Origin of the sequence: Peptoniphilus harei, from assembly GCF_900454685.1 — a bacterium.
In the GTDB taxonomy this organism is placed as follows: domain Bacteria; phylum Bacillota; class Clostridia; order Tissierellales; family Peptoniphilaceae; genus Peptoniphilus_A; species Peptoniphilus_A harei.
This window is the reverse complement of sequence record NZ_UATM01000032.1, coordinates 1,777,159-1,790,359: the sequence shown is the minus strand read 5'-3', so window position 1 is coordinate 1,790,359 and position 13,201 is coordinate 1,777,159. Positions and strand designations below refer to the sequence as shown.

At 29.5% G+C, this 13,201-nt stretch carries 13 protein-coding genes and 1 pseudogene; 12 read left to right on the top strand and 2 right to left on the bottom strand.

Annotation, left to right across the window (positions count from 1 at the left end; translation table 11 throughout):
• Positions 1 to 18 precede the first annotated feature (18 nt).
• The 4 genes and pseudogenes from DRZ96_RS11785 to DRZ96_RS11775 all read left to right on the top strand — a co-directional run bounded on the left by DRZ96_RS11785 (position 19) and on the right by DRZ96_RS11775 (position 1,700).
• Positions 19 to 429 carry an ABC transporter transmembrane domain-containing protein gene (locus tag DRZ96_RS11785; protein ID WP_236587200.1) on the top strand — a complete coding sequence of 137 codons (411 nt, stop codon included), beginning with the start codon at positions 19 to 21 and terminating at the stop codon, positions 427 to 429.
• The gene (locus DRZ96_RS11780; RefSeq protein WP_306344728.1) at positions 420 to 824 is read left to right on the top strand and encodes an ATP-binding cassette domain-containing protein; all 405 of its coding nucleotides are present in this window, start codon (positions 420 to 422) and stop codon (positions 822 to 824) included. The genes DRZ96_RS11785 and DRZ96_RS11780 overlap by 10 nt, the downstream gene beginning before the upstream one ends.
• Positions 812 to 892 (top strand): annotated as a pseudogene (locus DRZ96_RS12335) (hypothetical protein); the annotation flags it as partial. The gene DRZ96_RS11780 and the pseudogene DRZ96_RS12335, both read left to right, overlap by 13 nt.
• 445 nt (positions 893 to 1,337) lie before the next feature.
• Complete coding sequence (locus tag DRZ96_RS11775) at positions 1,338 to 1,700, top strand: VanZ family protein (RefSeq protein WP_306344724.1); 363 nt, start codon at positions 1,338 to 1,340, stop codon at positions 1,698 to 1,700.
• A 156-nt stretch (positions 1,701 to 1,856) separates the two neighbouring features.
• Here the strand turns inward: DRZ96_RS11775 and DRZ96_RS09850 are convergent, their stop codons facing one another.
• Positions 1,857 to 3,188, bottom strand: coding sequence for a relaxase/mobilization nuclease domain-containing protein (locus DRZ96_RS09850; RefSeq protein ID WP_112890519.1), 1,332 nt, complete (start codon positions 3,186 to 3,188; stop codon positions 1,857 to 1,859).
• Position 3,189: 1 nt separating this feature from the next.
• Positions 3,190 to 3,546: a plasmid mobilization protein gene (locus DRZ96_RS09845; protein ID WP_112890518.1), complete on the bottom strand. Its 357-nt coding sequence runs from the start codon at positions 3,544 to 3,546 to the stop codon at positions 3,190 to 3,192.
• A 311-nt stretch (positions 3,547 to 3,857) separates the two neighbouring features.
• Between DRZ96_RS09845 and DRZ96_RS09840 the strand changes: the two genes are divergently transcribed.
• From DRZ96_RS09840 to DRZ96_RS09805, 8 genes are all read left to right on the top strand, one after another.
• Positions 3,858 to 4,469: a TetR/AcrR family transcriptional regulator gene (locus tag DRZ96_RS09840; protein ID WP_112890517.1), complete on the top strand. Its 612-nt coding sequence runs from the start codon at positions 3,858 to 3,860 to the stop codon at positions 4,467 to 4,469.
• A 17-nt stretch (positions 4,470 to 4,486) separates the two neighbouring features.
• Entirely contained in the window at positions 4,487 to 5,068 is a 582-nt protein-coding gene (locus tag DRZ96_RS09835; RefSeq protein WP_002841816.1) for an MptD family putative ECF transporter S component, read from the top strand.
• 24 nt (positions 5,069 to 5,092) lie between these two features.
• Entirely contained in the window at positions 5,093 to 5,794 is a 702-nt protein-coding gene (locus DRZ96_RS09830) for an energy-coupling factor transporter transmembrane component T (protein WP_002836640.1), read from the top strand.
• Positions 5,787 to 7,178: an ATP-binding cassette domain-containing protein gene (locus DRZ96_RS09825; protein WP_072537733.1), complete on the top strand. Its 1,392-nt coding sequence runs from the start codon at positions 5,787 to 5,789 to the stop codon at positions 7,176 to 7,178. The genes DRZ96_RS09830 and DRZ96_RS09825 overlap by 8 nt, the downstream gene beginning before the upstream one ends.
• Before the next feature lie 35 nt (positions 7,179 to 7,213).
• Positions 7,214 to 8,956, top strand: coding sequence for an ABC transporter ATP-binding protein (locus DRZ96_RS09820; RefSeq protein ID WP_112890516.1), 1,743 nt, complete (start codon positions 7,214 to 7,216; stop codon positions 8,954 to 8,956).
• Positions 8,953 to 10,686 carry an ABC transporter ATP-binding protein gene (locus tag DRZ96_RS09815; RefSeq protein ID WP_112890515.1) on the top strand — a complete coding sequence of 578 codons (1,734 nt, stop codon included), beginning with the start codon at positions 8,953 to 8,955 and terminating at the stop codon, positions 10,684 to 10,686. Before DRZ96_RS09820 ends, DRZ96_RS09815 begins: the two co-directional genes overlap by 4 nt.
• 36 nt (positions 10,687 to 10,722) lie before the next feature.
• Complete coding sequence (locus DRZ96_RS09810) at positions 10,723 to 12,072, top strand: MATE family efflux transporter (RefSeq protein ID WP_112890514.1); 1,350 nt, start codon at positions 10,723 to 10,725, stop codon at positions 12,070 to 12,072.
• A gap of 319 nt (positions 12,073 to 12,391) precedes the next feature.
• Positions 12,392 to 12,802: a sigma factor-like helix-turn-helix DNA-binding protein gene (locus DRZ96_RS09805; protein WP_036758229.1), complete on the top strand. Its 411-nt coding sequence runs from the start codon at positions 12,392 to 12,394 to the stop codon at positions 12,800 to 12,802.
• Positions 12,803 to 13,201: the final 399 nt, after the last annotated feature.

The following is a 13,201-nucleotide window of genomic DNA, read 5'->3' as shown; positions in this document are numbered from 1 at the left end:
GAAGTAGAGGATAAATATATGGGTAAGGATAAAATAAATCATCTTGAATGTATAAAAATAGCATTCAAGATGATTTATGAAGTAGATAAAAATTCTTTTGCGATTACTATAATATTGTCAATTGTAAGTGGTGTTTTTCCGTTTTTAGTTCTTAAATTAGGACAAACAATAATTAATATAATTCAAATTCATTCCACTAGATTTGATAATATTATAATACTTATACTTATATATTTGTCTTTACAATTTATATCTGTAATAGTAGATAATATTAAAAACTACTATTTACAAAGGTTAAGTAATGAAGTTACTTATTCTTCCATGAGGAAAGTAATGGGAAAATGTGCTGATTTGCCTTTAAAAAAACTTGAAGATAATAAAACTTACGATATTTTGAATAGAATAGAGCAAGATGCTACATTAATGTAATATCGTTATCTAATATAAACTTTTCTTATGATGATAATAGTTTAGCTCTGCAAGACATTTCTTTAAAGATAAAAAAAGGAGAATCCATTGCAATAATTGGGGAAAATGGTTCAGGAAAAAGTACACTTCTAAAAATTTTAGCTGGATTATATAGTCCAGATTCAGGTGTGTTTTTAATTAATGGGATGAAATTTGATGATATTGAAATAGAATCTTATAGAATACAGATTAGTTCATTATTTCAAGATTATTTGAAATATGAGGGGACAATAAAAGAGAATATTATATTAGGGCAAATTGATAGAAATGAAGACGACTTTTCGATTCTAACAGCATTAAATAGTGCTGATGCAAAATTTTTAAAAAATGATGGTAATATAATATTAATAAAGTAGTAGGTAATTGGTTTGAAAATGGGCAGGAACTTTCAGGCGGACAATGGCAAAAAATTGCAATAGCACGAACTATGTATAGAAAATCAAGTCTATTGTTATTTGATGAGCCAAGCTCGTCATTAGACATAATTTCTGAAAAAATCATATTTGATAATATTTTAAATAATTTGAATGATAAGATTATTATATATATCACCCATAGGATAAGATGTGCGATGAATTCTGATAGAATTATTGTGATGGATAATGGAAAAATAGTAGGTGATGGGAGTCACGATGATTTAATTGAAAACTGTAATAGATATAAGTTAATGTATAATAAGGAATTTAAGTGACTTTGATAGATTGAAGGGGAATTAATTATGAAATTGAAAAATCAATATATTTCAGTTGGGATGAAAGTGCTAACTGTATACTATATAATTTGGTTAATCTTTATTGTAGTATTTAAAATGACATTTTCAATCAATAATTTATTGATTGAGCGACAAATAAATTTACTACCATTTTATTATGACAATACAGTTAATATTAAAGTTATTTTTGATGAGATGGTATCAAATATACTCATTTTTTTTACCTTTGGGAATTATGATTAGATCTATTTTATTTCGTAAAAACAATTTAAAAAGTATTCTTTTTGTATTTTTCTTTAGTTTAGCTATAGAGTTTTTACAGTACGAATTGTCAATTGGAGTATTTGATATAACTGATATAATTAATAATACATTAGGTGGTGTATTGGGCGTGGGAATATATAATTTAGCTTTAAAAAAATTTAAATCTAAGTTTAAAGTAGATAAATTTATTTTTTGGATAGCTTTTATTAGTGCTATTTTTATAAGTTTAGTATTAATTGTTTTTTTTAAAATATAATGGTATTTAAAAAATTTAGTCAAGTCCATAATATTGTACTAGTTTAATTTACACAATATTATGGACTTGACTCTTAAATTCTTATACTTAACAATAAATATTATAATATCCTTTAATGCAATTACACAGAGTTATCGTTTACTCTTTTATATCTTTTTACCTCTCCACTTCCTTCCCATAATAATTTTCATAGTTTTTCCTATACTGAACAAGGTCAGAAAATTGTTCTTTATTCAAAGAATACTCTTGCATAAGGGTGTTCTTTTTTTCTTGCAATTTATCGAGGTTTGATAGTATTTCTTTTGTTTTTGGTAGCTTTTTATAGTTTTCTAAAATTTCTTTAGCGGCTATTTTATAGACGGAAAGTTCGCTATAATACTCATCTGCAAATTGCTTATCTTCAGGATTTTTCTTATGGTATTTATAGATTTCACGATACTTATTTATAGTATTTATATTTTCCATATCTTGAGATAAACTCTTCATTTCAATTTCAATCTTCTTTATTTTATCTAATAAGTCTTGTCTATCATCAGCAGATTTTTTAATTAGATCATCGAGTTGAGTGATTGAATTAATCCCTTGTTCTCTAAGTTTAATTATTGAATCAGCCATTGTTTTGATATTATGTTTTCTTGCCCAGACTTCGTAGACTTTAGAGGATTGAGCTTTTTTATTAGTAGATATATCAATAACACTTCCTACTCTTTTTTTATTAGGATTAGCTTTATTTTTAATTGCTAAATCTATTCTTTCTTTGATTTTTTCTTCAGTATAATCTTCTCCGATAGTCTTCGATCTTGTAAATCTTTGCTTATCTTTATGACGAAAAGCAATGTGTTTACCAAACTTAATTTCATAATCAAGAGCTTTCATATTTTCTAAAAACTCTTCCCACGAGTTAGACTTATTAATCATTCTATCTATATCAAATTGCAGTTTAGACTTCCAAGAATTTCCTTTCTTGTTTTGGTCATATTCGTACCAAGATTTACCAGCAGTTTTATATTTTCTTTTGTAAGCTTCATAATATTCATCAATGACTGAAAGCTTATTTTCTTTACATAATTCGTCACTTTGAAACCTGATTTTATGATAAGATTTTTTATTAGATTGGTAGCATTTACCAGTCTTGTAATTTACATTATTAAAAATAATATGGTTATGGATATGTCCTCTATCTATATGAGTTGCAAGAACAAATTCATAATCTTCTTTTAAAATTTTCTTACATAATTCCATTCCTATTTCGTGAGCTTTTATAGGATCAACCTCTCCTGGCAGAAAAGATTGGATTAAATGTCTACCCAAAACTGTACCTTTAGTATCATTGTCTTCTCGTGTTTTCATAAACTGAATATGAGCAGTAGATGGATGACATTTAAATGAAGATACCAAGATTTTTTCATCAGTTTTTTCACTATTAGTAATGTAGTCTATTGCCAAATTTAGAGTTGATTTTATAGGATGTATTTTCGTAATTGCCATACTAATCACCAGAACTTTCTTTTGATTTATTAAGAAGTAGGGAATGGATCTGCCATATTTCTCTTGATAATTTTTCTATCTGTTTCTTCATTGATTCAATTTCATTTTTGTAAATAACACCAGTTGTATTAGTTGCTTTTGCAATCTGGTTTATATTATTCGTAGCATTTGAAAGTAACCATTGTAGATTCCTAAATGGTTCTAAATCTACTACATAAATTTCTTTTTCTAATACACATTTCCTAAGAAAGTGGGACATAGTTTTGCAATTAGCAAGTTTCATTTTCTTTTCAAAAACTTCTTTTTCTTCATCTGTTAAATATATTTTAAGCTGATTTTTTCTCTTTCTGTTATCCATAGTATATCTCCTTATCATAAAATATTGGGGTCTTAGGGTTCTCCCTAACAAGGTAAAATTGATAAAAAAAGAAGCAGTCCATAAAGGTTCTGCTTCATCAATTTTTCGTAAGTGGGTACTCACTTACTGTGCTTGCTATTAAAGTTATAAGCGTTAAGCGTTTATTCAGTTTTATTAATTATACCGCATTTAAATAAATTAATTAAGAAGTATACGGTAGAGTAGAGCAAAATTTATAATTTGATTGATATTGAAAATATTTTTCAATTAAGATATAATAAAAACCGAGGGTACCCTCGGAAAATAATCGAATGATTGGAGGTATTTTATTGAAAGATAAGGAAACAAAAGTTGGTCAAATTAGAAAAAAAGAAATTCGAGATGCAGCAATGAGATGTTTTTTGAATAAAGGATTTCAGAATACAACAATGGAAGATGTGATTAAAGAAGTTGGCATGAGCACAGGTGGTGTCTATCATCATTATAAAAGCACAGCTGAAATGCTTAAAGATTTAATGCTTGATGGAAATCAGTATAGAAATAATTTAATTGATAATTATTTAGAAACTCACATAGGTCAAGATAAATATGAACAGATGAGTGAAATTTTAGTGGATAAGTGTCTACCAGATACAGATATTACTAAGGTTTATTCTCTTTTATTACAATCAAAAAAATATAATGAAGATTTAGAAAAGATGTTTCAAGATTTGAAAACAGAAACAGTAAATCAATTAGATTCAATATCTAATAAATTAGGAATTGATTCAAAGATTTTTGAAGATGGTTTTTTAGTAAATTATATAAATGGAATGATATTAAGCTCGCAAGTTCTTAATGCAAGAGATTCATATGATGAGAATAGGAAATATCTAAAAGATACAATTTTAAATTATATTTTAGATTTAGAAAAAAATAGATAACTAAGGAGGTTTCAGAAATGAATAAAAAATTAGAAGTTAGAGATTTAATTAATGTTGGTTTGTTTGCAGTACTTGGGTTTATTTTTATGCTAATAGGCTCATTTACAGCTATGGTTCCTGTTTTGATGCCAATTGTTCCCTTAGTACAGGGAATTTTAGTTGGACCTAGTAACATGCTTTTTTCAACAAAAATTAAGAAGCCAGGAATGCTTTTTATTCAAACAATGCTAATATCTTTAGCTTATGTCATCATGGGTCATGGTCCATGGGCACTTTTAACAGGAGCAATTGCAGGATTTATTGGAGAAATAATATTAAAATCAGGCTCTTATGACAGTAAAGGAAAATCTAGATTAGCATTTTCTTTTTCAAGTCTTTGCACTTTAGGAAACTATGTTCCGATTATCATCTCAAGAAATGAGTATGCACAAGGGCTTTTAAATCAAGGTTATAATCAAGAATTTATTGACACAATGATGAAAGTTATGCCTGATTGGATTTTAATAGTTATGGCTATTTTAGGATTTATTGGTGCTTTTGTAGGTTGTAGCTTAGGAATTGTGTTTTTGAAAAAACATTTTTCAAAAATTGGTAAGTAAGAATTAGGGAGCGGGTTATTAGATATGATAAGGATAGATTTTAGAGCAAAATTATTTTTAATGATGGTTATTTCTTTTATTATGACAATTGGAAATATTCAAAGCCTAAATCCTATATATTATGTATTAATATGTATGCTCCCTACTTTTTTATTATTTTTATCTGGACATATAAAATCCGGGATTAAATCAATCATACTTTTTATAATATTGAATATTATAGAAATTAATATTAGGGAATTAAATGATTCTATAATATTATCACTTATACACATAGTTATAATTATAATAAAAAGAGTTTTTGCACCTATGGTTATGGGAAATTATATAATTTTAACAACTAGTGTAGGAGAAGCAATTTGTTCATTAAAAAAGGTGAAGTGTCCTGATCAGATAGCCATTCCTGTTGCGGTTATGGTTAGATATTTTTATGCAACAAGAATTGAGTATAGACAAATAAAACAAGCTATTTATTTGAGGGGTATAAGTTTTAGGAAATTTTTAAAGAATCCTATTTTATTAATTGAATATAGGATAATCCCACTATTGATGACCCTATCAAATTCTGCTGATGAATTGACAGTAGCTTCATTAACTAAGGGTCTTGCTGTCAATCAAAATAGATCAAATATTAGAGAAGCAAAGTTAACATTTGCTGACTATTTAATTTTTTTTGTTTCTATTTTAGTTTTATTTTTTTATATAAGAGGAAGAAAATATGCTTAAAATAAGAAAGCTTGATTTATCTTTTGATGATGAAAATATCTTAAAAAATCTAAATTTTGAATGTAAAGCTGGTGAAATTACAGTTATTACAGGACATTCTGGATGTGGAAAAAGCACACTATTAAAAGCAATTAATGGAGTAATACCTGAATACCTTGATGCTAATATTAATGGAGAAATAAAATATAACAGCCTAGATTTACTTAGTAAAAATATATTTGAAAGATCATGTATTATTTCAAATGTATTTCAAAATCCAAAATCTCAATTTTACTGTATGAATTCCACTGAGGAGTTAGCCTTTCAGCTAGAAAATAGAAATACTGACAAGTCAGAGATAATCAATAGAATAAAGAAATACTCAAAACTCTTAAATATAGAATACTTATTAGACAAAAATATATTTGATTTATCTGGTGGAGAAAAGCAAATGATAGCACTTGCAGCTTGTGCAATTTCTGAAAATGATATTATTTTATTAGATGAACCATCTTCATCATTAGATAATGAATCTATAGAAAGGTTAAAAGAAGCCTTAGTGAAATTAAAAGAATTAAATAAGATAATAATTGTTGTGGAACATAGATTATTTTATTTAAAAGATATAATGGATAGGCTCTGTATTATTGATAATGAGTCTTTAATTTCATACGAAAAAGAAGATTTAAATGATTATAATTTGAATGCTATTGCAGAAGGATATGGACTTAGAACATTTAATAAAATAGAGAAAAGTGATTTAGAGATTAATAAATATTATAAAGTGAATTTATTGGATGATAAAAATAATTTTAGCAATGGAGATTTATCATGTCATAATTTTAAGAAAAAATATGAAAAGAATAAAATTTTTGACTTTAGTATTTCCTTTAATAAGGGAGTAAATTTTATCATTGGAAAAAATGGAATAGGGAAAAGTACTTTCATTAAATTATTGACCGGTACTACAAAAGGTCACGGAGATGTATTTGTTAATCAAAAAAAAGTTACAAAACAAAATAAAGAAATTTTTATGGTAATGCAAGATCCTAGCTCCCAGCTTTTTACAGAAAGTGTATTATCGGAAGTATCAACAGTAAGTGAAGATAAAAGCCTAAATGAAAAAATGTTAGAAAAGATGGGATTATTATCAAAGCTTGAAAAACATCCTCAAAGTTTATCGGGAGGAGAGAAGCAAAGATTGTTGATTGCTATAGCAAGGCTTAGTAATAAACCTATTATTATCTTAGATGAGCCTACAAGTGGATTATGTAAACCACAGATGAATACATTAATTAATTTCCTACACGATATGGAGAGAGAAGGAAAACTCATTATAATTATTACACACGATTTTGAATTTATAAAACACTGTGATGGTACAATATATGAATTTCTAAAATAAAATGAAAATGGATACAATTATGGAGGTGTTAAATTATGAAAGAAAAAAGTCCTGCTGTAATATTGTGGGAGCTTGCATATAAGGAACATTCAAAGTTAAAAACATCTGTATTTATAGCAAGTATCGGTGTTATTGCCGGAATTGTTCCATACATTGCTGCAAGCCGTATTTTAGTCTATTTATTAAATGGAATTGCAGATTTCAAGGTCTATTTTTTATGGATGGGAATAGGTCTGTTATCTTATATTTTAAAATCTGTTTTATACTCTACGGCGTTATCTGTATCTCATAAAGCGACTTTTAGTGTATTGAAAGATATTCGCTTGAGAATGATTGATAAACTTCCGAAGATGCCGTTAGGAGAAATAATCTCTGTTCCAAGCGGAAACTTTAAGCAGATTATAGTGGATCAGGTTGAAAGTATGGAGAAACCGCTCGCTCACCTGTTGCCTGAAATGACATCGAATCTCTTAGGTTCTTTGAGTATATTTATTTACTTATTATTTCTTGATTGGAGAATGGCTCTTTTATCATTAGTATCCATTCCTGTGGGGATGCTTTTTATGGGACTCGTAATGAAAAATTATGCTGTTCAATATGAAGGATCTGTAAAGGTAAATCGAGAAATGAATTCTGCAATTATTGAGTATGTTAATGGAATAGAAGTGATAAAAACATTTAATCAAGACAAGAGATTGTACGCAAAGTACAAAGATAAAGTCATTGCAAATGCAAGATACTTTTATGAATGGATGAAGAGCTGTCAGTTACCTGTATCTTTATCTAAAAACATATCTCCTACTACAATGATCACAGTGCTTCCATTTGGTTGGTATTTCTACATTAGCGGCAGTTTAAGTGCAGAAGTATTTATATCTGTAATTATTCTATCTTTAGGTATTGCAGGACCTTTACTTGAAACAATCAATTTTGTTGATGGTCTTGCTAAGATAGGGACTATTGCAAATTCTATTAACTTAATTTTAGAAGGAAAAGAACAAAAGCATTCTGATAGAGAAGTGACTATCCAGCAATATAATATTGATTTACAAAATGTAAAGTTTGGATATGAAGAAGAAAAAGAAATTCTTCATGGAATATCCCTAAACATAAAAGAAGGGACAACAGTGGCTTTTGTTGGACCAAGTGGAAGTGGCAAGTCAACTTTAGCAAAATTAATAGCTGGATATTGGGATAGCATGGAAGGAAATATAAATATTGGTGGACACAATCTTAAGGAAATTCCATTAAAGCAATTATATAGTTTGACCGCCTTTGTTTCTCAGGATAATTTTTTGTTCAACGAAAGTATTAGGGAGAATATAAGAATGGGCAATCCAAGTGCCAGTGATAAAGAAGTAGAAGACATTGCTAAGAAATCGGGTTGTCATGATTTTATTATGAAAATGGAACATGGTTACGATACGGTTGTCGGAAGTAGTGGGAGCCATGTTTCTGGTGGAGAAAGGCAAAGAATATCAATAGCGAGAGCAATGCTCAAAAATGCACATATTGTAATACTTGATGAAGCTACTTCATATATAGATCCTGAAAATGAAGTGATTATAAAGCAAGCTTTATCAAAGCTTATAAAAGATAAAACGGTGATTATTATTGCTCATAGGTTATCAACTATAACAGATGCAGAACAAATATTCTTAATTGAGAATGGAGAGCTTGTTTCACATGGTAAGCATGAAGAACTTATGGAAGATTCTGAGTTATACCAAAAGATGTGGAATGCTCATATTGGAGTAAAGGATGGTGAAATAAAATGATAAGTGCCTTAAAGAAAATTTTAGATTTCTCAGGTGATGAGAAGAAAAATGTATACCATTCTATATGGGTAAGTTTCTTGTTTGCAATTTTTCACATGCTCCAAATCAGTGCAATATACATTATTGTTAAAGCTATTGTTGAAAAAGATATGAGTATGACACCTGCATGGATTGCTTTGATACTTCTTGTTATAAGCATAGTTGGCAGAAGTGTTGCAAATTATTATTCACAGTTACAGCAATGCCATGCAAGTTATTTTATGGTGGCAAATAAAAGAGTTGCAATAGGTGAAATGCTCAAAAAAATACCTATGGGATTCTTTAATGAAAATAATATTGGTGAAATCGTTGGAATTTCTACAACTGTTTTGGAAGATGTAGAAAATACTGCGGCAATGGTTATGGTAAATACCTTATCTGGTTTTATTAACACAATAATTTTTACAATAATGATTTTGGCTTTTGAATGGAGGATCGGTCTTATTGTTACAATTGGATGCTTGTTGTACTTATTAATTCTTTCAAAAATGGAAAACAAGTCAAGAAATGTTCTTCCTAAAAGACAAGTGGCATCGGCAAAATTAGTTGACACTATTTTAGAACAAATAGGTGGAATGGCTGTTATAAAATCCTTCAATTTAACAGGGAAAGGAGATGAAAAAGTCAGAGATGCTATTGAAAATAGTAGAAAAATAAATCTTGATTGTGAAAAACTGTTTACACCTTATACGATTTTGCAAAATATTCTTTTGGATTTGTTTAGCATTTTGATAATAGGTGCAGGTATTTTCTTTTATATTAATGGAGAACTTTCATTCTTAAATACAGTTATGACGATTATAATTTCTTTTCTTGCTTTTTCTCAAATAAAATTGGCAGGAAGTGCAACAACCTCTCTCAGAGTTGTTAGTGGATCTATTGAACAAACAAAGAAGTTAGAGGAATTTCCAAAGATGGATATTGATGGAAAAGACATAAAGCCTACTACTTTCGATATTTCTTTTGATAATGTAGAGTTTTCATATTCAGGAAAAAAAATCCTTGATGATATTTCGGTCAAGATACCACAAAAACAAATGACAGCTATAGTTGGACCTTCAGGAGCTGGAAAAACTACATTTTGTAATTTGATAGCTAGATTTTGGGATGTAGATAAAGGAGAAATCAGCATAGGTAAACATAATATTAAAGAATATTCATTGGAGTCATTAATGAGACAAATTAGTATGGTTTTTCAAAATGTTTATTTATTTCAAGACACTATTGAGAACAATATAAAGTTTGCCAAGCCAGATGCTACTCATGAGGAAGTTATAGAAGCTGCAAAGAAAGCGTGTTGTCATGAATTTATTATGAAGCTTCCTGAACAATATGAAACAGTTATAGGAGAGGGAGGTGCAAGTTTATCTGGTGGAGAAAGACAAAGAATATCTATAGCAAGGGCTATGATAAAAAATGCTCCGATTATTATTTTTGACGAAGCTACTGCAAATGTAGACCCTGAAAATGAGGATAAACTACAGATTGCTATGGAAGAACTTACAAGAGATAAAACTGTAATAATGATTGCACACAGACTAAAAACCATAAAAAATGCAAATCAAATTCTTGTCTTGGCTAATGGAAAGATAACGCAACAAGGTACACATGAAGAACTTATTCAAGTTGATGGTATCTACAAAAAATTTGTTGAAGCAAGACAAGTGGCAGCAAAGTGGCAGTTGTCATAAGTTATAAAAATATTGAAAACAACTGGAGGAAGTCATATGGGAAAACAAGATATGAAAACACAACTTTTAACCAAAAGTCCTAAAGATTTATTGTTTCAGTTAGCTATTCCGGGAATTATAGGAATGGTAGTTATAGGGCTATATCCATTTATGGACGGAATTTTTGCTGGATGGATTATTGGAGACTATGCAATGTCTGCTATTAGTATATCCATGTCCTTAACAATAATAAATGGTGGAGTATCAGCACTTATTGGAGTTGGTAGTGCATCAATATTATCAAGGGCGATTGGAAAGGGAGATAAAGAAACAACTGACAAGATATTTGGAAATTTTTGTTATTGGGTAATTTTATTCTCTATAGTTATCACAATATTAGGTTTGATATTTGCACCTAATTTTTTGGATTTAGTAGGAGCAAAGGGGAATATTAAAGAACTTGGAGTCAGATATTTAAGAGTAGTTTTTTTTGGATCCATATTTGTTAATTTTGCTCAAGCCGGAAATATGACAATGCGTGGTGAAGGTGCATTAAAGCAATCCATGATTATTATGGGGGTAGGAGCAATATTAAACATTATTTTAGATCCCATTTTCATGAAGTTGATGGGAGAATATGCGATTGAAGGGGCAGCTGTTGCAACTGTAATCTCTCAAATTGTGCAAGCTATATTAACCTTCCGCTATTTTTCAAAGAAAAGTGCTTTTGTGGGGATTCATAAAATCCAAAAGAGTAAGGATATTTCCAGTGAAATGTTTAGCATAGGAAGTTCTGCAATGATGATGCAAATTTTGTTTGCAGTACAACAAACATTCTTGTTTAAGCAAGCTTTCGCATACGGTGGAGATAATTGGGGAATTTTAATGGCTGCTACAATGAGATTGTATATGTTCTCCTTTATTCCTCTTTGGGGAATGAGCCAAGGTTTACAGCCTGTTATTGGGGCAAATTTCGGAGCAAAGCAATATAAAAGAGTAAAAGATACAATGAAGGTTTTTATGTACGGAGCAACTATTCTTGCAGCTCTTTCATGGATACCATCGATGTTTTATTCAGAAAAATTACTATCACTATTCAGTGTAAGAAGTGAAATCATAGAAGCTGGTGTTATGAATTTCAAGATGTTTTATTCCACATTTATTTTGTATGGAATTATGATAATGACACTTACATTCTTTCAATCTATTGGAGATGGGAAAAAAGCAAGCATGATTGTAATGCTTAGACAACTGATTTTGTTTATTCCGGCTATATTATTGCTTCCAAAGTTTTTTGGAGCAAGTGCAGTTTGGTGGGCTGAACCTATTGTAGATTTTAGTATGATTATGTTGGGACTGTTTTTAATGCTTAATGGACTTAGGAAAATGGGAAAAGACAAAGCGTAAATACAAGGACATTTGATATAAAAGCGAAAATAATCAAAAGAGGCTGTAGCTATGGATGCTATTTATCTATAATGAACGGAGGGAAAGGGAGATGAACAAGTGTATAAGTTACCTTGTAGAATTGAAATGGAATAAAAATACTCCTTTTTTCTATAATTCTTGTAGTTGTCTGTCTTTACATATTCTCGTCTAAACAATTAAATATAGTAAAAGAAAGAACGGATTTCTTTCATTTCAGAGGACTTCTTATGCCAAGATGCAGGAGTCCTCCTTTTTTGTCTGAATAACAAATAGACAAAAAAGAAATGGAGGAAACTTTATGGCAAAAGAGTATTACCTTTATGTCAACGGACAAAGGGTTAAAGTCAGCGAGCAGATATATAAAGTCTACTGGCGAGAAAAAGAACACGAAAAGTATTTAGAGCAGGTGGACAAGAAAAACCACTTGCTCTTTTTTTCGTCCCTAAATCACGATGGGAATTTTGAAAATAATCTAGAAGATAAAAATGTTGATGTTGAAAAAGTTGTAGCTACACAAATAATGATTGAAGCACTAAGAAATGCTATGTCAAAGTTAAATGAGGAGGAACAGGAAATAATCGAAAGATTATATTTCAATGATGAAACACTTCGTGCAGTAGCAAAGACTCAAAATATATCACATCCTGCTTTAATAAAAAGGCGAGATAAGATTTTAGAAAAACTAAAGAAATTTATAGAAGAAATATAGTTTCTGGTTACCAAAGAGGGCAAATTTTCCTTTATAAAGTGAGGGGAGTTTTGTCCTCTTTCTATTTTAAAAGAAATTTAAACAATATTTGAACCTTAACAATTGAATAGACCAAGACAAGACATTAATCATTTTTGGAGCATAATAACCTATCCGCCAAGATCTTTCTGCTGAATAATTCGGCAAAACAAGTACTGCTAAGCAAAAAGCAAGGGAAGAAGAAAGAGAGCGATAAGTAAGAGTTTGAATATAGGGAGGGATACCCTATTCGCTACGAAGAAAATGAGGATAATGATACTTCTAAGGTTGAAGCCGGCTCATCCTGAACAGAGGCGGAGGTGAGATTCCTATGTTGCTAATCCAAGGCACTTGTCAATGTCAAAAAACTTTAAAAATATT